This window comes from Pontibacter anaerobius (assembly GCF_026241195.1).
Lineage (GTDB): Bacteria > Bacteroidota > Bacteroidia > Cytophagales > Hymenobacteraceae > Pontibacter > Pontibacter anaerobius.
On sequence record NZ_JAPFQO010000003.1, the window covers coordinates 18,041 to 36,461 of the forward strand.

An 18,421-nucleotide genomic window follows, 5' to 3' on the forward strand; every position below is an offset into this window, starting at 1 on the left:
ACTACCTCAGCCCAACCGTCATCTCGACCGCCAGGGAGAGAACTGAATCAGGATTTACATGATATGGAATGACAAAATGGATTTTCTGCAGCTGTGTAATACTCCAGATTTCTCGCGCTGCTCGAAATGACAGGAGAGCGGCGGCTATCGAGAACTGATCCCAGTCTTTCCGGGAGGCGCCTTGTGAGATTCCGGTGCCCACCAAGGGCATTGCGACCGGAGGGTAGCAAAGGAAGGGAACACAGCGCCGAGCGGGAAGACGACCCCTCGCGGGCTTGAGCGCTCCAAAGCCGGAGATGAAACGATAGGCAAGTAAGACTGCGGATGAACCAATGCTAGCAAGGATAGCTTGTTTCAACTTGAAAAAAGCAGTGGCTAGACGAGGCAAGTACAAGTATGCGGATTAGGAAATCCGCAGCAGAGAGGTTCCGGACAGGGATGTCCGGAACAGCGGGAATGGCAAGTATAAAAGTATGGCCAAAGTATAAGGTATGGCTACAGTTGCGTTACAAACTCAACATCATTGTAAGACACAAGTCTGAAGACTTGCGCCAGAGGGAAATTCTACTTCACCTCATAAATCTTCACCCGCTCATCCTTATGCACGCGCGGGTTTAGCAGGTGCAATAGCTGGTCATACAGCGAAGGCGTGATAGTGTGCTCCAACTCCAGGTTCGGGAAAAGTTGGTGCAGGCGGGCCATGCGATCCTCCATGTCCTTTGTGCCCAATACTACAACGTAATCCGGTTTGTAGGGCGAGGCAGTGATCTCCGCTTGCAGTTCTTCCGGGGTTTTATCCTTGTTCAAAGTATAAGCCATCACAAAACCCTCAGGCAGCTGCTTTTGTCCCTGCAGGTATTCCTTCCATACCATGTCCTCATCTGTAATATACTTATCATACACGGCGCCGGGGCGGCCCAGGTAGAAGAGCGGCGGCTTTTTCACGCTGTGGTTACCGAATTCCAGCACCACGCCATCAAAATCCTGCTTCCCTGACAAGTATACCAGCGGCGCCACGCGGCTCTTTTTAGTGTAGGTAGTGGCCATACCTACGGTAGCCAGCAGGTTCAGCACCCAGAAAAATATCCAAGAGGCAGCCAGCAACTTGCGGCGGTTTTGCCAGAAAGCAGAGCCTCGCACAAAATCTTGCCAGCCGATTACGCCCAAAACCATGATAAGGGGCAACAGCGGAAGTATGAATCGCTCCTGCTTGTTCGGGAAAAGGGAGTGCGCCACAAAAAAGATCAGGCCTCCCCAGAAAAGCTTAGGGGCCAACTTTGCTGTGCGGGCATACCCCACCACCAGAAAAGCACTTACCGGCGGCACCAGGAAGCCAAGTACAGTCAGGGTAAAGCGGTAAACAGGACCTGAACTGAAGTTGTTGGCGTGCTCGGAGTTATACTGGTAATACGCCACGATGGAGTGGAAAGGATAGTCGAAGAAGATGATATCGATAAGGCCCTGCACCAGAAAGGCCGCCACCAGAAAGCCCAGCAGCACAGCAACAGCCTCGCGCCATTTACGCTGGTACAGCAGCACCAGTCCGGCACCGGCCCCGAACAGTACCGTGTGGTAACGGAACACAAAGGCCAGCGCAAACAAAGCCCCCGCCCAAAAGTATGGCAGCGCGCGCTTGCGCTCCGTCTGCTCTTCCTTCACCATCAGGTAAAAAGCGGCCAGGTAAGGCGGGATGCACACCATCTCCACCAGGTTTCGAACACTCATAAACGGCATGAACCACACCAGCGCCAGCATCAGGCCCACCATGCGCGCGTTGGCCCGGTTCGAGAGCCGCTCCGTTAGCTTGTAGCCAAAGTATACCACCAGCAGCGAGTACAGCGCATGCACCACCCGGACCACTGTCATTTTCACCTCGGGGCTAAAAATACCAAGGGCCTCCAACGTATAAAATATGGTGTAGTGGATGAGCACGTAAAACATACTGTGGCGCGGCGGCATCGGCTCGTTGAGCCACAGCGGGAAACCGTCCAGCCAACCCTGCGCAATCGTGATCACATCAAAATGATCATCGCTGAAGGCAAAGCCCTTGGAGAAAAAAGCGGCCACCAAACGGATGGCCAGCGCGATAAGCATAATGGTGGAAAGCGGGACGAGGTAACGTTCCTGTGGCTGGCCCAGTGTCTCGGCATCTGCGGTAAAGGCCTTGGCTACAGTTGTTTTCGTGGTGTTTTGCATGTGGCGGGTTTTGTGCGGATGCAAATTTAACGGTATTTATAGGGAATCTGTATTACCTTCGCTTTTTAATAAGATAATTTAAGTATTGGCCCATCTACACCACATGTCTAAGCGCAGCGTGTCGCGCAAAATGCAGCTTTTAGTACTTGCCTTTGTGCTGTTGGCGCTGGCAATCGGAGCATGGCTCCTGTACCGCCATGATGAACTGAAGTATAAGGAGGTGCTGGTGCTGGGCCACGCCGGCTCCGGCTTTTTCTCACCCCTGAACCCGTTTAACCCCTTGCCATCCAACAGCATGGCCTCCATTGTAAAGGCGATGGAGGAAAACGGCGCCGATGGCGTGGAGGTGGACGTGCAGTTGAGCCAGGACGGCGTGCCCATACTTTACCACGACGTTACGTTGGCAAGTATTACTAGCTCCGAAGGCATTATCGATAACCTGTCCGCTGCCGAAGTGGTGGGGCTCAAGTATAAAGGCGGCTTTTTCTACGATCTGTTTCACGACGAGGAGATCATCACCCTGGAGACACTGCTGCAGCGCTTCGCCACTTACCCAGAGCTTCCTTACCTGCACATAGACCTGCGCAACCACAGCCCGAGCCGCCATTTGTACTATGCTCAGACACTGATGGCCCTCTTGCGTAAGTATAACTATCCGCTGCAAAAGCTGGTGTTCATATCGCCTAACCCTAACTTCCTGAAGGCCTTTGGAGAGGTGGAGCCACAGGCGCAGCTGATGATCGACACAGCCGGGGATTTTGAGCAGGCGCTGGTGGAGGCTAACAATTACAACCTGCACGGCATCTGCGCCAATGGCCGCGATGTGACTGAAGAGCAGGTGCAGCGGGCCAGGGAGCAGGGGCTGCAGGTGGCGCTGTTTGGCGGCAAGTCACGCTCACGCATTGCCCGGATGATCAACATGCGGCCTGATGCCATACAAACGGATAACGTGGGCGCCATGCGCGATATGCTGGAGTAACATTTGCGGCAAACGAACGCTAAGATTATTACATTTGCAAAAAACTATACAAGTAGATTATACTATGTTCCGAACTCATACTTGCGGCGAGCTTCGCCTCGACAACGTTGGCGAAGAGGTAATATTAACAGGTTGGGTGCAGCGCCTCCGCGATAAGGGCGGCATGCTGTGGGTAGACCTGCGCGACCGATACGGCATCACACAGCTAACCATGGAAGAAGGCATCACACCTGCCGGCATCATGGAGCAGGCCCGTAACCTGGGTCGTGAGTATGTGGTGAAGGTGGTAGGCAAAGTAGTGGAGCGCTACTCTAAGAACGATAAGATTCCTACCGGCGATGTGGAGCTGCACGTGTCTAAGATCGTGGTGCTGAACCCGGCCAAGCTGCCTCCTTTCCTGATCGAGGACGAGACCGACGGCGGCGATGACCTGCGCATGAAGTACCGCTACCTGGACCTGCGCCGTACCCCGGTGCGCCGCAACCTGGAGCTGCGCCACCGCATGATGCGCGCCACCCGCGATTACCTGGACGGCCGCAACTTCATCGAGGTGGAGACGCCATACCTGATAAAATCTACCCCGGAGGGAGCCCGCGACTTTGTGGTGCCGAGCCGCATGAACGCAGGTGAGTTCTATGCCCTGCCGCAGTCGCCGCAGACCTTTAAGCAGCTGCTGATGGTGTCCGGTTTCGATAAGTACTTCCAGATCGTGAAGTGCTTCCGCGACGAAGACCTGCGCGCTGACCGCCAGCCGGAGTTCACCCAGATCGACTGCGAGATGTCCTTCGTGACCCAGGAGGATATCCTGAACACGTTCGAGGGCTTTATTAAGTACCTGTTCGAGAAGGTAAAAGGCGTGCATATTAACAAGCTGCCGCGCATGACCTATGCCGATGCCATGAAATACTACGGCTCCGACAAGCCGGACACGCGCTTCGACATGCGTTTTGTGGAGCTGAACCCGCTGGTGAAAAACAAGGGCTTTAAGGTGTTTGATGACGCCGAACTCGTGGTGGGCATCTGTGCCCAGGGAGCCGCCAGCTACACCCGCAAGCAGGTTGATGAGCTGACTGACTTTGTGAAGCGCCCGCAGATTGGTGCCACCGGCCTGGTGTATGCCCGCGTGAATGAGGACGGAAGTATAAAATCGTCTGTTGACAAGTTCTATACTGCTGAAGACCTGCAAGCCTGGGCTAAGGCTTTCAACGCAAAACCAGGTGATCTCATACTTATACTTGCTGGTGAGACGGACAAAACCCGTAAAGCCCTGAACGAGCTTCGCCTTGAGATGGGCACTCGCCTTGGTCTGCGCGATAAGAACGTGTTTTCGCCGCTGTGGGTGGTGGATTTCCCGCTGCTGGAGTGGGACGAGGATACTAAACGCTACCACGCCATGCACCACCCGTTCACTTCGCCTAAGCCAGAGGATATCGAGCTGATTGACGACCGTCCGGGCCAGATTCGTGCCAATGCCTACGACATGGTGATAAACGGTGTGGAAGTAGGAGGGGGCTCCATCCGTATCCACGACCGCCGTTTGCAGGAGCAGATGTTCCGCCTGCTGGGTTTCTCCAGAGCCGAGGCTGAGGCGCAGTTCGGCTTCCTGATGAACGCCTTCGAGTATGGCGCACCGCCGCACGGTGGCATCGCTTTCGGCTTCGACCGACTGTGCTCGCTGTTCGGTGGCTCCGACTCCATCCGCGATTACATCGCCTTCCCGAAGAACAACTCCGGCCGCGATGTGATGATCGACGCCCCGGCCCCGATTGCGCAGGAGCAGCTCAACGAGTTACACATAAACATGAAAAACCTGCCGAAAGGGTAACAGTACTTTTTCCAAATAAAAGCGAAGGCCTGCCCCTGGAATATGGGGGCAGGCCTTCGCTTTTTTCCCCAAATCATACTTACACCTGTTAATAATGTGGATAACCGTGTGGATTGAAGTATAAAATCGGCCTTTATCCACCATTCAAAGTATAAATTCCTTTAGTATTGTGGAAATGTGGATAACTACTGTTGATAGGTGGTAGTGTAGCGGTTTAGAGTAAGTTTACAGATTTTATACGCCGATGTGTAGGTAGAGCAGATTGGTATACTCAATACCAGTGACTCATCACTAAAAGACCAAGCAAATAACAGCTGCTCAGGGTAAGCATCACGAAATAACTTTTCTGCCAGTTACTTTGCATATTCTTCCACCGCAGCATCAGCAAAACAACGCTACACAAGGCAAAGAGGGCAAAGCCATACTTACCAGCCATCCACAGAAGCATAAGGTTGCTTGTGGGTATGCCTGCCATAGTATAAAGAGTGAATTGAGGTAGGGTCCATATACTCAAGAGCAAAGCAAGCGTGGCTAAAGCCGGTGAAATCCTCAGTAGTAACAATCTCAAGTTTTTCTGCCGCCTCAGAAGTATAAGTATGGCAGACGCCAGACCGTATGGCAGGGAGCTGAGCAGGAGCAACAGGCTCAGGAGCAGTAAAGACAGTGGTACCCAAGCCTCCAGGATGCTTATCTTTTTGAAGTATAGCGTGTCTTCCACTATCACCGGCTTATTATTGCCATCCCTCAAAAGCAGAATCCTGGGATCTTTTGCCCACTCGTTGATGAATAACAGGCGGCTGCTGTCGGCTGATTTCCACGCCATGGAGCCACCGAGAAGGAAGTTCGCTCTCAAGCCATCCTGCCCCTGTTCCAGCTTAAATGTATGCTGCAGGCCCTTAAAGTATCCTGTGTAAAAGTCGGGGCTGTTGCTGAGGCGGTAATATCCCAAGTATGGGCTTACTGTCGTTTCATCCAAAGGAAACACTTTCTGCTTTTGATATTCGGGGTGATGCTGTGTGATAAATCGTGCTATCAGATCGGTTGCATACCAGTAGAAGCCCTCGTTATAGGTATTGATGCTAAAAGCAAAGCCAAGCCCAATCTCCCGGTTGTACAGGAAGTTGGAAAGATATCCCGCTATGGAGCCAGAATGCCCCCTGAATACCCTTCCGCCAACCTCCCGACTCTCGTTTCCGCAAGCATAGGAGTTCTGTAGACCCGCCTGAGCAGAAAGATATGTTTGGGGTGTCTCCGATCTGTACAGCATCTGCTCTGGCAAAAACTGCCCTTCAGGTGTATTCCCGTTGCGTAGGTATACTTGCAAGGCGTGGGCAAAATCCAAGGCACTAGCGTTAAGTGAGCCGTTGCCTGCCACAAACTGCGGGCGGTGCGGCACAACACGAAACTGATTCTCCTGCCACACATACCCTTTGCTGTAGGCGTCAGTAGCGTCACCTGTTAAATGAACGTTAGCATCGGGCATCCCAATCGGAGAAAAAATCTTGGCGCGCAGGTAGCTCTGGAAAGACTCGCCTGATACTTTCTCGATAAGGTAAGTCAGAATCGCATAGTTAACATTGGAGTAGGAGTGCCTTTCCCCTGGCTCCCATTGGGCTACCATAAACTTCCGGAACACCTCCAGGGCTTCCAGTGAGTTGGTGTTTCTATCAGCATAATTAAACTCCTCCAAAGGTGTTTTGTCATGAAAGCCGGTGGAATGCTCCAGGAGTTGGCCTATGGTGATTGGGCTTGTTTCCTCCCAATAGTTATGGAAAGGTACTTCGGGGGCAATGTCTTTAAGTCGGGAGTCCATACGTAGCTTTCCCTCATCTACAAGCTTAAGAACTGCTAAAGCGGTAAACAGCTTGGTAATAGAACCTTGGCGAAAAAGATGTCTTTCTGTTACCGGCGTTTTCTTTTCTATATCAGCAAGGCCCAGGCCGCCGGCATATAAAACTGAGTCTTTGCTGACAATGGTCAACATCATTCCTGCCACGTGCTGCTGCTCCATTTCGCTTTTTAAGAGCGATGTAAGCTCGGCTATACTTCTGGGGGTAGGAGGGGTTTGTGCCGGCGCAACTGGCGCTATAAACCAGCTTATAAGCATGAGAAGAGTGAAGATTGTTTTGTTCAGGGTCATCATATCCTGCCTTGTATCGTTTAAACATCTGGCACGAAAATGATGAAGAACAGGCTAAAACGCGCTCCGCTGTATCCAGGCGAACACCTTTTAAACTTTCTCTGCCTGCTTTGGCTCCATGGGGGCTTGTAAGAACTGGGTAGGCGATTGGCCAGTCCACTTTTTAAATGCTGTATTGAACGTGGTTTTTGAGTTAAAGCCAGCCTGGTAAGCGATACCGAGCATGTTTAACTGCTCATATTTTTGAGAAAGAAGCAGTTGTTTAGCCTCCTCCACCCGATGCCTGTTCACAAAAGAGTAGAAGTTCTCCCTATAAACGGCGTTAATCAGGTAAGACAACTCATGAGCTGAAATGCCTACTTGCTGCGCCAGAACAGGTAAACTTAGTTCATTGTCCAGAAAAACCTTCTCTTGTCGCATCAGTTGCTCCAGCTTTTCCTGAAAGAAGGCTGACTGGCTGTCTGATAACCTTTTTAGCTTCTCTGTTTCTGATGTGTGTGTTGTGCTGATAACCGGCTCCAGTTCTTTCATCTCAGATGGAGTGAAGCTATACACCTCTTGCTGCCTGAGCGAGAAATGCGCCAAAAAGAATAAACCAGCTAGGTATAAAAAGGGCGTATAGTTAAACAGAGGAGTAAAATTGAAAAACGCCAGGTTCAGCCAGGCCAACAGTACAACTCCCCATACGATCAACAGTTTCTTTAGCCAGGATAAGTCTACTGACTCTGTAGCGGAAGCTACCTGCCGGATAGCGCGCTGGTGCCGTACGAGTTGTCGGTAGGAGAGGGACAGATATGCTACAGTCTGTGTCGGCTTTGCCAGCATTAGAATCGTTAACGTTACCTGCTTTACAACCTCGCCGGCGAATTCCACATTCCTGCCTGTAAGTATGGGCTTCATCAAAAACAGCAGGATAACGGCAGCAGGTGCAAAGTGCCACAAGTCTGATCTTTTATACTTCCTGCCTGGTTCTGATCTTTTATACTTCCTGCCTGGTATGGTAAAGAAAAGTATACTTAGGTAAAGCGCAGGGGCTGTCAGGTACTCTGCTACTTCTATCAAAAGTATGGCCTTGTGGTATTTCTCTTGCAGGTTTAGGTTATTCAGGAAAATATGGAGCACAGAGGCGGCTAAAGTGGCCACAAAAAGACTTAACCACCTATTAGCAGTAATATTGTTGTTTCTGGGGTGGTTGTATAGCAAGAAGGAAAGTAAAAAAGCGCCGCCACTTGCCAGACCGATCAGTAGAGGGTTTTCCATATGCAAGTGGGGTTTATCTTGTTACAGCGGAAGGCTTATACTTTTATAGAAACAAGATACAGATAATTGTGATACATCAGGTAATAATCCGGCGTATGCTTTACTGCTACTAGACTGCATGTAAACAGTAGCAACTACTACAGTTTATACTAGTAAGTATCGTCTATTTCTAAAATAAGAACGGGCTGCCTTTGCTAAGGCAGCCCGTTCTATATAAGTATATACCTGTACTAGATAAGCTCGCTAACCAGCGCAGGCGCTATACCCAGCAGGATTGTCAGGATCGTGATGAAGATGAGTGTGAACGAGGCGAAGCTTCCAACTTTTACAACCTCATAGTTGCCGGCAGGTTGCATGTACATGGCAATTACCACACGGAAGTAGTAGTAGATACCCACGGCAGCAAGTATAACCGCCAGCACCACCAGCCACAGCATATCTGTGTGCTGCAGCACGGCAGAGAACACGAAGAACTTACCGAAGAAACCGGCTGTAAGCGGAATTCCTGCCAGCGATAACATGGCAACCGTCATCGCGAAAGCCAGCAGTGGGTTTGTTTTGCCTAATCCGTTGAAGGCTTCGTAGTCGGCGCTTCTGCGCTGGTCCTGCACCATTTTCAGCACACCAAAGGCTGCGATAGTAGCGGCAGAGTAAGCGGCGGAGTAGAACAGGATAGAAGCATCAGAGGCCTCGTTGAAAGCAACCAGCGCCATCAGCAGGTAACCTGCGTGCGAGATGCTGGAGTAAGCCATCATACGCTTGAAACTGGTCTGGATCACAGCACCAACATTACCAATCACCAGCGTCAGTACTGTTATGGCAACCATCGTCGGGAACCAGGTAGTATAAGATGCGGCAAAGGCAGCTACCATAAGCTTGTAGAAAGCAGCTACACCAGCTGTTTTCACTACGGTAGACATGAAGGCGGTAAAGAACGATGGCGTACCATCATACACATCCGGTGCCCAGAAATGGAACGGGGCAGCCGAGATTTTAAAGGAGATACCAATAATCAGCACCAAGATGCCCAGGATAAACATGGTGTTCATCAGGCCATCAGCGCCAATTCCCGCCTGTGCAGCGCCTATCTCCGTGATGTTGAACGTGCCGGTGGCACCATAGATCATCACGATGCCAAACAGCATGATACCCGTAAAGAAAGCCCCCATCAGGAAGTACTTAAGAGCCGCCTCATTAGAGCGCAGACTGCTTTTGTCGCTTCCGGCCAGCACATACATGGCAATGGAGAGTATCTCGATGCCGATGAATAGCATGATCAGGTTCTCGTAGCTTACCATCATCACGGCACCTACCAGCGAGAACAGGAGCAAGGAGTAATATTCAGCGAGGTTAGAGTCCGCTATGTCGATGTAGCGTTGCGAGAAAGGTAGCAGCAGCAAGGTAGTAAGGGTCATAATGCCCGTGAAAGCCACCGCATAGTTGTCGATGGTGAGCATGTTGCTGAAGTAGCTCTGCGTATCATTCCAGTCCAGCAGGTTGATGCCAAACACGATTGCCAGGAAAAGCAATACCAGGGGCAGCAATACCTTCTTGTTCTTTGCAAATCCTACAAAGAGGTTAATGATACCAAAGACAGATAGAAGTATGATCGAGGTCATGTCGTCGTATTTCTGTAAAATTCTTTATTCTCTATGACCGCTTAGCGGTTAATGATACTCAGCAGGTTGTTCACGGCAGGCTCTGAGATGCTCAGGAACGTATTCGGGAACAAACCGATCCAGAATACCATCACCACCAGCGGAATCAGCACGGCCTTCTCGTTCAACGTCAGGTCTGTGAAGTTCTCGGTCAGCTCTGACTTTGTTCCGAACATCACGCCCTGGAACATGCGCAGCATGTACACCGCGCCAAGTATGATGGTAAGGCCGGCCACGCCGCCAAACCAGGCATTGTACTGGAACACACCGGACAGCAGCAGGAACTCACCCACGAAACCGTTTGTCAGCGGCAGTGCCACAGAACCAAGCAGCAAGATCATGAAGAAGATCGAAAGCCCTTTAGCATTCTGCGTAATGCCCCCCAGACTGGTAATCTCTCTGGTGTTGGTGCGGCTGAAGATGATGTCGATAATGAAGAACAGGCCAACCACGTTAATACCATGGCTCAGCATCTGAATCACGCCACCCTGCAGGCCCTGCTCGTTCAGGGTAAAGATACCCGCCGCGATCAGGCCAACGTGCGCAATGGAAGAGTAAGCGATCAGGCGCTTTAGGTCGCGCTGGCGGATAGCGATGATAGAGGCATAAACGATACCGATGATGGCAAGTACAAGCACCACCTCATCCCACTGGCTTACCCCGAAAGGCACTACCGGCAGCAACCAGCGCAGCACACCGTAAATACCCATCTTCAGCATGATACCTGAAAGAAGCATGGTAGCCTGAGCCGGCGACTCAGTATACGTGTCCGGCTGCCAGGTATGGAACGGGAACACCGGCATCTTGATAGCGAAGGCGATGAACAGGAACCAGAAGATCCAACTCTGCGACTCGCTCGACAGCGACAGTTGATAGAAAGCGTTTACGTCTGATGAGTGCGCGCCCGGCGTTTGCAAGTATAGATACACGAAGGCAGCCAACATGAACAGCGAGCCGAAGATGGTGTACACGAAGAACTTGAACGTCACCCGGATTCTGTCAGCGCCGCCCCAAACAGCGGCAATAAAGTATATCGGGATTAGCGCCACCTCCCACATGAAGTAGAAAAGGAATGCATCCATCGCCACAAACACGCCAATAAGGCCGGTTTGCATGAATAGGATGAGGGCGTAGAATACGTGCGGGTTCTTATACTCGTGCTTGTAAGCAGAAAGTATGATCAGCGGAACCAGGAACGTGGTCAGCAGGACCATCAGCAAACTGATGCCATCCATCCCAATGCTGAAGCTGATACCTGCGCTTTCGATCCAGGGAAGGCTTAGGGTGTGCTGGCTCGCACCGCTTTGGGTGTCGAATGCCGAGAGGGCGAAAAGTGACAGCGCAAATTCTACAAGTGCTGCTACAAAAGCCACTTTCTTGGCACCCTGTCCTTTAATCAGCAGCACCAGAAGTGCAGCCAGGGCAGGCCAGAAAAGTAATAGAGCTGTAATCATCTTCTAAGAACCTTATCCGATAAAGAAGTTTAAAAATAAAATCAGGACGATGCTGAACACCATCACCATCAGGTAAAAACCGATCATACCGCTCTGCGCGTAGCGGAGCGTGCGGCTGCTATAGGTGGTCAGTTTTCCGAAACCGTTCACAATGCCATCGACCACCACTGTATCCAGCACACGGTGGAACACAGCCGACATCCACATGAGCGGACGCACGATGATTGTGTCGTAGATCTCGTCGATGTAGTACTTGTTGTAGATCAGGTTATGGACAGGAGACAGGCGCTCGCCTTCCGGTGCTGGCACTGTCTTCTTGCTCACATACATCACATAAGCGAAGATAGCGGCAACTACTGCCACAGCTACTGAAATACCCATCAGCATCCACTCTGTTGCATGGTCAAGGTGCAGCGGCGCAACGGCGGCTGCGTTAGCCACTTGTGCATAGCTATAGATTGGAGCCAGGTAGTTTTGCAGGATGTGATTTCCCTCGCCAAACACAGCCGGAATTCCAAGGAAACCACCCACGGTAGAAAGTATGGCCAGCACAATCAGTGGCAACGTTATGGAAAAAGGTGACTCGTGCAGGTGGCTTTTCTGAGACTCCGTGCCTCTAAACGTTCCGAAGAAAGTCAGGAACACCAGGCGGAACATGTAGAAAGAAGTCATGAACGAAGCCAGCATACCTAAGCCCCACAGCAGTTTGTTGTGCTCCCACACATGCGCCAGCAGCTCATCTTTAGAGAAGAAACCGGCGAATGGCGGAATACCGGCAATGGCCAGCGTACCGATCAGGAAAGTCACAAACGTGATAGGGAGGTATTTGCGAAGGCCACCCATGTAGCGGATATCCTGCTCGTTGCTCATAGCATGGATAACAGAACCAGCGCCCAGGAACAGAAGCGCCTTAAAGAAGGCGTGCGTCAGTACGTGGAAGATAGAAGAGGAGAAGGCCATCACACCCAGCGCCAGGAACATATAACCCAGCTGCGATACGGTAGAGTATGCGAGCACTTTCTTGATATCATTCTGCGCCAGGCCAATAGTGGCGGCGAGTACGGCTGTAGCCACACCCACAATGGCAATCACCTCCAGAGTAGTAGGGGCCAGTACATACAGCACGTTCGAGCGAAGCACCATATAGATACCTGCCGTCACCATGGTGGCGGCGTGGATCAGGGCGGACACCGGTGTCGGACCCGCCATCGCATCCGGAAGCCAGGTAAACAACGGAATCTGGGCGCTCTTACCCATGGCACCCACAAACAGGAGCAGGGTAATGGCGATCATCACGCCAGAGTCGATACCTCCGGTATAGTTAGCGGCTTCAGCGAAAACCTGCGGGTAGCTAACCGATCCGAACGTGATAAAGATCAGGAAAATGCCCAGCAGGAAGCCCAAGTCACCGATACGGTTCATGATGAAGGCTTTCTTGGCGGCATTGTTATAGCTGGTGTTCTTGTTCCAGAAGCCGATCAGCAGGTAGGAGCAAAGGCCCACGCCTTCCCATCCCACGAACATCATCACGTAGTTGGAGCCCATCACGAGCAGCAGCATCGAGAACATGAACAGGTTAATGAAAGCGAAGAACTTGCCGAAGTTCTCATCGTGGCTCATGTAGCCGGCTGAGTAGAGGTGGATCAGGAAACCGATACCGGTCACCATCAGCATCATCAGCAGCGTCAGCTGGTCTATCAGGAACGAGAAGCCAATCCGCATATCACCTACCGATATCCAGTTGTAGAAATCAACGGTATAGGCACGACTGCCGTTAGACGTGAAATCAAGGAACAGGTAGACAGTGATCAGGAAAGAAGCCAGCACTGTGCCGCTACCAATAAAGCTTACCAAGCCCTTCGCTATGCTACGGTTGCCCAATCCGTTGATGATGAAGCCGGCCAGCGGCAGCAACGGAATAAGCAGACAAAGCAGTGCCATCCCCTGGTTGTTAATCGGCATTACAATCTCTTGCATCTGTATAAAATTTAAGCTATTCAGCGTATGTTAGGGCTGTTACCACTTCAGGTAGTTCAGCAGTTGTACATCGGTAGAGCGGATGTTGCGGTAGGTCATCACGATAATAGCCAGGCCAACGCATACTTCGGCCGCGGCCACCGCCATAATAAAGAACACGAATACCTGTGCATTGGCATCGCCTCTGTAAGAAGCCAGGGCCGTGAGCAGCAGGTTCACGGCGTTCAGCATCAGTTCCACGCACATGAAGATCACGATGGCATTGCGGCGTGTAAGCACACCAATGATACCAATAACAAAAAGAGCCGCGCTGAAAAACAGGTAATAATCTAATGGAATGGTCTGGATGACCTCAGGTATGTTGTTCATTTTCTGTGTGGCTGAACGTATTACTCTTAAATTACGATCCAAAAATCAAGTCGCAAAGTTATCCCCATTTTTGTAAAAACCATAACATATTTCCTATTCTTATTCGGTTGGGAGGGTGGTGTAAGCGTTGTATTTTGCTATGTTTACAGCTTTTTCAGCCTATTTTCTGATTTTCTTTTTCCAGATAGCCGCCGTACGGACAGTTCATACTTTTGACCTGTGTTTACGTAGCTATGGGAGACATACTTTATACTGATGAAGCACCGCTACTTTTTATACTTTCTGATGTCGCTCCCGCTCCTGCAGGCCTGTAAATCGGGGCCACCTGCCGCTAGTGTCACCACCGCTCAAGCCGTCGAGAAAATGAAAGTGATACAGTTATCCGCCAGCACCACCCGCAGTGTTTTTTTTGATGAACTACCTTCAGCCTCTGGCCTGGAGTATGTACAGGGTGCATTCTATGTGCTCGGCGACGATTCCCCGTACCTGTACCAGTTGAATGAAAAGTATGAACTGGTGCAGCAGTATCCCTTGTTCAACTCTACTAAAATGGTTAACGGGCGCATTCCCAAAGCTGAGAAACCGGATTTGGAAAGTATGGCGCACCTCACGTATGGCCGCGATGACATGCTTCTGCTACTGGGCTCAGGAGCCGCCAAGGCCAGGAATAAAGGCTACCTTGTAAACCTAACGGATAACTTGAAAGTGCGGGAGCTGGACCTGAGCCGGTTTTATACTTTTCTGAAACAGGTGCTGCGCCTGGAGAGCGAGGGGCAGCTTAATCTGGAAGGTTTTGCCATGGATGCGGTTTACACGTACCTGCTCCAGCGCCCGCTTGGGGCTGGCACTAACACTTTGCTGCGTATGGAGACAGACGAGTTCAAGGATTTTATACTTCGGGAGGGGGAAATACCGGCTGTGGCCGTGTACCACTTTGAGCTGCCGCACGTGGGGCAGATCCGCTCGGGGTTCTCCGGTGCCTTTGCCATGGAAGGCAGGCTGTTTTTTACCGCCTCCGTGGAGGAAACCCCTAACGCCATTGAAGACGGTGAGATACTCGGCAGCTTTATCGGTTTAATTAACCTGAGAACACTACCTTTTGCTTCTGATGCCGCGAACCCGCTGCAGGTGCCTGTGGTAAAACTGACGAATGAGGATGGCTCTGCCTACCTGGGTAAGGCCGAGTCGTTGGTGGTGCTGAAAGGGGAAGAGGCCGATCAGTATAAAGTCGTCGTGGTGTCGGATGACGATAAAGGCCACTCAGAGTTGCTGGAGGTGCAGTTGGAGATGAGATAAGTATAAGTATAAAAGCCGCGGGCCTGAACATGTTCAGGCCCGCGGCTTTTATACTTTAGTGAGTGATTCAGCTTAAAAGTGACTCTCGCCTTCTTCTTTCTTGCCGAGCATCACGGCGCCTACCATGGCCACCAGGAACAGCACAGAGGCTAGCTCAAACGGCAGCAGGTAATCTGTAAACAGCACCTGGCCCAGCGTCTCCACCATACCCACCTGGGAGTTATAGGTTTCAGGGTTGTAACCTACCACGCTGGCATCCTTCAGGGCAGAAATCAGCACGATAAACAGCAGGCCACCGGCTATGGCACCGGCAAACTTACTGATCGTGGAGGTTTTCATCCTACTATCCCCGGTTTTACTCATGTTCAGGAACATGATCACGAAGAGGAAGAGTACCATGATGGCACCGGCATACACAATGATGTTCACCACAGCCAGGAACTGCGCGTTCAGCAGCACGTAATGGCCCGAAATAGTAAAGAAGGTGATGATGAGGAAAAGCACGCTATGCACCGGGTTCTTGGATATTACCACCATCAGGGCGCACAGCAGCGTTAGCGAGGCAAGGAAGTAAAACAGGCTCTCTGTCATCGGGTTATTTCGTTTCAGTGGTCTTATTAGGCTCTACCAGTCGGTCTTTGCCGTAGATGAATTCGTCGCGCTCAAAGCGGGCAGGGGCAAGCTTGTCGTCCTGCAGGAAGATAGCCGCCTTTGGGCAAGCCTCCTCGCAAAGGCCGCAGAAGATGCAGCGCAGCATGTTCACCTCGTAGGTAACGGCATACTTCTCCTCACGGTACAGATGCTCCTCTCCGGCTTTACGCTCGCCGGCAGTCATCGTGATTGCCTCAGCAGGGCAGGCAACCGCGCACAGGCCGCAGGCGGTGCAACGTTCGGCGCCATTCTCATCACGCTTCAGCACGTGCAGGCCACGCCAAACAGAGCTGCGCTCACGCGTTTGCTCCGGGTAGTGTATGGTGGCTTTCTTTTTAAAGAAGTGCTTTATCGTGATACCAAGACCTTGTGCAATTGCAGGAAGGTAAGCCTTTTCAGCAAAGGTCATCTCCCGCTTCTCCACATTCTTTCTTCTATTGGTTAGTGGTTCCATCTCTTAGTCAGTTTTGATTGTTGTACAGGCAACTTATACTTTAACAGGCTGCCCGCCATCAACATTCAAATTTCGGTACTATAGTTTAAATTAAATAGTCTTTCAGCAGAATTCCGCCCGCTGTCAGGATGATGTTCAGGATCGCCAGCGGAATCAGGATTTTCCATCCCAGCTTCATCAGTTGGTCATATCGGAAGCGCGGAAGTGTCCAGCGCACCCACATGAAGAAGAAGATGAATAGGAAAATCTTCACAAACATCACTCCCACACCAACCAGCGTCACCACGTTATTGGCCAGCACCGGGTCACTAATGGCCTCGCGCAGGTTCTCCATGAACGGGAAGTTGTAAGCGCCAAAGTATAGCGTAGCCATCACCGATGAAGCCACAAAGATGTTGATATACTCCGCAAACAGGTACATACCCAGTTTCATGGAGCCATACTCTGTGTGGTAGCCACCGATCAGCTCGGCCTCAGATTCTGGCAAGTCGAATGGTGTACGGTTGGTCTCGGCAAAGGCGCATACCAGGAAGATGATAAAGCCAAGTGGCTGGTACCAGATATTCCAGTTAAAGCCTGCCTGCTGCTCCGCAATAACACGCAGCGAAAGAGAGCCTGTCATCATCAGCACCGCAATCAGCGAAAGGCCCATAGCCAGTTCGTAGCTGATGTTCTGAGAGGCCGCACGGATAGCGCCCAGCAGGGAGAATTTGTTGTTAGAAGCCCAGCCACCGATCATCAGGCCATAAACACCCAGCGATACCACACCAAAGATGTACAGCACCCCGATGTTCACCTCAATGGCCTGCAGGTATACTTCGCGACCGCCTACTATCAGCATATCGCCATACGGTATAACCGCACTGGACATGGTTGCCACCAGCATGGCCACACCCGGACCAAGTATAAACAGGGCTTTGTTGGCTCTGGCAGGTATAAAATCCTCTTTAAAGAAGAGTTTGCCGGCGTCGGCCAGCGGTTGCAGCAAACCAAAAGGGCCGGCGCGGTTCGGGCCCACACGGTCCTGGATAAAGGCTGCTATCTTACGCTCAAAGTATGTCGAGTACGTGGCTATCAGCAGGGTGATGCCGAAGATAACCAGGATGTAAATCGCTTTGTATAGTAGGTCTACTGACTCCATTTTTTATTCCTGTGGCAGGTTTTTCTTGGTGGATGTTGGCAGGTTCGGCACGATTGGCACGTTTACAACCGGCAGCTCATAGTGGTTGGCCGAGATCACGGAACCTCTGTCGATGTGGCGTGGGCCTTCAATCGTCCAGTCCGCTACCTCTTTCTTGTCGAAGCGGCAGGTGTTACAGATGAACTCCTCTACCTCGTTGTACTGGTCTTTGCGTGCCGTTACGCGCAGTACTTCCTCGCCACGCGTCCAAAGCGTTACTTTACCGGAGCAGGTAGGGCAGTCGCGGTGCGCATCCATCGGCTTCGTAAACCACACACGGTTCTTAAAGCGCCAGGTCTTGTCTGTCAGGGCACCTACCGGGCACACGTCGATTACGTTACCAGAGAAGTCGTTATCCACCACGTTCTCGATGTAGGTTCCGATCTCGGCGGCATCGCCACGACCCAATACGCCATGCACACGCTTCTCGGTGATCTGGTCGGCAGTGTACACGCAACGGTAGCACAGGATGCAGCGCGTCATGTGCAGTTGGATGTAGGGGCCAAGGTCCACTTTATTGAATGTGCGGCGCTCTTCCTCGAAACGTTGTGCGCTCACACCGTGCTCGTAAGACAGGTCCTGCAGGCTACACTCACCGGCCTGGTCGCAGATAGGGCAATCCAGCGGGTGGTTAATCAGCAGCATCTCCACGATGCCTTTGCGGGCGTTCAGTACTTCTTCGTTGGTCGTGTTTTCCACCACCATACCATCCTGCACCTGTGTGATGCACGAGGCAACCAGCTTAGGCATTGGGCGTGGGTCTTTAGTAGAGCCCTGTGATACCTTAACCAGGCACACGCGGCACTTACCGCCACTACCTTTAAGTGGTGTATAAAAGCACATGGCAGGAGGCACTACATTACCCCCTATTTTTCTTGCAGCCTGGAGGATGGTAGTTCCGTCTTCTACCTCTATCTCAATGCCGTCAATTGTTACTTTAGCCATTTTATATGTTCTTGTTCGTTTGTCGTTGTTCGTTTCT

The 18,421-nt window shown here is 51.4% G+C and carries 14 protein-coding genes; 3 read left to right on the plus strand and 11 right to left on the minus strand.

The window, feature by feature from the left end; all coding sequences use genetic code 11:
* Window positions 1–564: 564 nt before the first annotated feature.
* Window positions 565–2,196: a glycosyltransferase family 39 protein gene (locus OO017_RS05720; RefSeq protein WP_266051502.1), complete on the minus strand. Its 1,632-nt coding sequence runs from the start codon at window positions 2,194–2,196 to the stop codon at window positions 565–567.
* Window positions 2,197–2,299: 103 nt separating this feature from the next.
* Between OO017_RS05720 and OO017_RS05725 the strand changes: the two genes are divergently transcribed.
* Both OO017_RS05725 and aspS read left to right on the plus strand, forming a co-directional pair.
* Window positions 2,300–3,175, plus strand: a complete 876-nt coding sequence (locus tag OO017_RS05725) for a glycerophosphodiester phosphodiesterase (RefSeq protein ID WP_266051503.1) — start codon at window positions 2,300–2,302, stop codon at window positions 3,173–3,175.
* A 64-nt stretch (window positions 3,176–3,239) separates the two neighbouring features.
* Window positions 3,240–5,000 (plus strand): aspartate--tRNA ligase, encoded by a 1,761-nt coding sequence (aspS, locus tag OO017_RS05730; protein ID WP_266051504.1) that lies wholly within the window; start codon window positions 3,240–3,242, stop codon window positions 4,998–5,000.
* Between the two features lie 271 nt (window positions 5,001–5,271).
* Here the strand turns inward: aspS and OO017_RS05735 are convergent, their stop codons facing one another.
* The 6 genes from OO017_RS05735 to nuoK form a co-directional block, all read right to left on the minus strand.
* Complete coding sequence (locus OO017_RS05735; RefSeq protein ID WP_266051505.1) at window positions 5,272–7,143, minus strand: serine hydrolase domain-containing protein; 1,872 nt, start codon at window positions 7,141–7,143, stop codon at window positions 5,272–5,274.
* A gap of 87 nt (window positions 7,144–7,230) precedes the next feature.
* Window positions 7,231–8,400: a helix-turn-helix domain-containing protein gene (locus OO017_RS05740; protein ID WP_266051506.1), complete on the minus strand. Its 1,170-nt coding sequence runs from the start codon at window positions 8,398–8,400 to the stop codon at window positions 7,231–7,233.
* A 230-nt stretch (window positions 8,401–8,630) separates the two neighbouring features.
* Window positions 8,631–10,019, minus strand: coding sequence for an NADH-quinone oxidoreductase subunit N (locus tag OO017_RS05745; protein ID WP_266051507.1), 1,389 nt, complete (start codon window positions 10,017–10,019; stop codon window positions 8,631–8,633).
* Window positions 10,020–10,060: 41 nt separating this feature from the next.
* Window positions 10,061–11,512 carry a complex I subunit 4 family protein gene (locus tag OO017_RS05750; protein WP_266051508.1) on the minus strand — a complete coding sequence of 484 codons (1,452 nt, stop codon included), beginning with the start codon at window positions 11,510–11,512 and terminating at the stop codon, window positions 10,061–10,063.
* A 12-nt stretch (window positions 11,513–11,524) separates the two neighbouring features.
* Window positions 11,525–13,489 carry an NADH-quinone oxidoreductase subunit L gene (gene nuoL, locus OO017_RS05755; protein ID WP_266051509.1) on the minus strand — a complete coding sequence of 655 codons (1,965 nt, stop codon included), beginning with the start codon at window positions 13,487–13,489 and terminating at the stop codon, window positions 11,525–11,527.
* A 39-nt stretch (window positions 13,490–13,528) separates the two neighbouring features.
* Entirely contained in the window at window positions 13,529–13,858 is a 330-nt protein-coding gene (nuoK, locus tag OO017_RS05760; RefSeq protein WP_266051510.1) for an NADH-quinone oxidoreductase subunit NuoK, read from the minus strand.
* A 255-nt stretch (window positions 13,859–14,113) separates the two neighbouring features.
* On the opposite strand from nuoK, the gene OO017_RS05765 reads away from it, so the two are divergent.
* Window positions 14,114–15,154 carry a DUF6929 family protein gene (locus OO017_RS05765; RefSeq protein ID WP_266051511.1) on the plus strand — a complete coding sequence of 347 codons (1,041 nt, stop codon included), beginning with the start codon at window positions 14,114–14,116 and terminating at the stop codon, window positions 15,152–15,154.
* Window positions 15,155–15,226: 72 nt separating this feature from the next.
* Here the strand turns inward: OO017_RS05765 and OO017_RS05770 are convergent, their stop codons facing one another.
* From OO017_RS05770 to OO017_RS05785, 4 genes are all read right to left on the minus strand, one after another.
* Window positions 15,227–15,745: an NADH-quinone oxidoreductase subunit J family protein gene (locus OO017_RS05770; protein ID WP_266051512.1), complete on the minus strand. Its 519-nt coding sequence runs from the start codon at window positions 15,743–15,745 to the stop codon at window positions 15,227–15,229.
* A 4-nt stretch (window positions 15,746–15,749) separates the two neighbouring features.
* On the minus strand, window positions 15,750–16,259 hold the full coding sequence (locus OO017_RS05775; RefSeq protein WP_266051513.1) for a NuoI/complex I 23 kDa subunit family protein: 510 nt from the start codon (window positions 16,257–16,259) through the stop codon (window positions 15,750–15,752).
* An 85-nt stretch (window positions 16,260–16,344) separates the two neighbouring features.
* A complete protein-coding gene (gene nuoH, locus OO017_RS05780) occupies window positions 16,345–17,400 on the minus strand; it encodes an NADH-quinone oxidoreductase subunit NuoH (RefSeq protein WP_266051514.1) in 1,056 nt (351 codons plus the stop codon).
* A 3-nt stretch (window positions 17,401–17,403) separates the two neighbouring features.
* Complete coding sequence (locus OO017_RS05785; RefSeq protein WP_266051515.1) at window positions 17,404–18,384, minus strand: NADH-quinone oxidoreductase subunit G; 981 nt, start codon at window positions 18,382–18,384, stop codon at window positions 17,404–17,406.
* Window positions 18,385–18,421: the final 37 nt, after the last annotated feature.

Excerpts from the sequence above, each read along its gene's own strand:
- OO017_RS05775 (WP_266051513.1), bottom strand. The coding sequence starts at position 16,259 with ATGGAACCACTAACCAATAGAAGAAAGAATGTGGAGAAGCGGGAGATG.
- nuoH (WP_266051514.1), bottom strand. The coding sequence starts at position 17,400 with ATGGAGTCAGTAGACCTACTATACAAAGCGATTTACATCCTGGTTATC.
- nuoK (WP_266051510.1), bottom strand. The coding sequence starts at position 13,858 with ATGAACAACATACCTGAGGTCATCCAGACCATTCCATTAGATTATTAC.
- OO017_RS05735 (WP_266051505.1), bottom strand. The coding sequence starts at position 7,143 with ATGATGACCCTGAACAAAACAATCTTCACTCTTCTCATGCTTATAAGC.
- OO017_RS05740 (WP_266051506.1), bottom strand. The coding sequence starts at position 8,400 with ATGGAAAACCCTCTACTGATCGGTCTGGCAAGTGGCGGCGCTTTTTTA.
- OO017_RS05750 (WP_266051508.1), bottom strand. The coding sequence starts at position 11,512 with ATGATTACAGCTCTATTACTTTTCTGGCCTGCCCTGGCTGCACTTCTG.
- OO017_RS05745 (WP_266051507.1), bottom strand. The coding sequence starts at position 10,019 with ATGACCTCGATCATACTTCTATCTGTCTTTGGTATCATTAACCTCTTT.
- nuoL (WP_266051509.1), bottom strand. The coding sequence starts at position 13,489 with ATGCAAGAGATTGTAATGCCGATTAACAACCAGGGGATGGCACTGCTT.
- OO017_RS05720 (WP_266051502.1), bottom strand. The coding sequence starts at position 2,196 with ATGCAAAACACCACGAAAACAACTGTAGCCAAGGCCTTTACCGCAGAT.
- OO017_RS05785 (WP_266051515.1), bottom strand. The coding sequence starts at position 18,384 with ATGGCTAAAGTAACAATTGACGGCATTGAGATAGAGGTAGAAGACGGA.
- OO017_RS05725 (WP_266051503.1), top strand. The coding sequence starts at position 2,300 with ATGTCTAAGCGCAGCGTGTCGCGCAAAATGCAGCTTTTAGTACTTGCC.
- OO017_RS05765 (WP_266051511.1), top strand. The coding sequence starts at position 14,114 with ATGAAGCACCGCTACTTTTTATACTTTCTGATGTCGCTCCCGCTCCTG.
- OO017_RS05770 (WP_266051512.1), bottom strand. The coding sequence starts at position 15,745 with ATGACAGAGAGCCTGTTTTACTTCCTTGCCTCGCTAACGCTGCTGTGC.
- aspS (WP_266051504.1), top strand. The coding sequence starts at position 3,240 with ATGTTCCGAACTCATACTTGCGGCGAGCTTCGCCTCGACAACGTTGGC.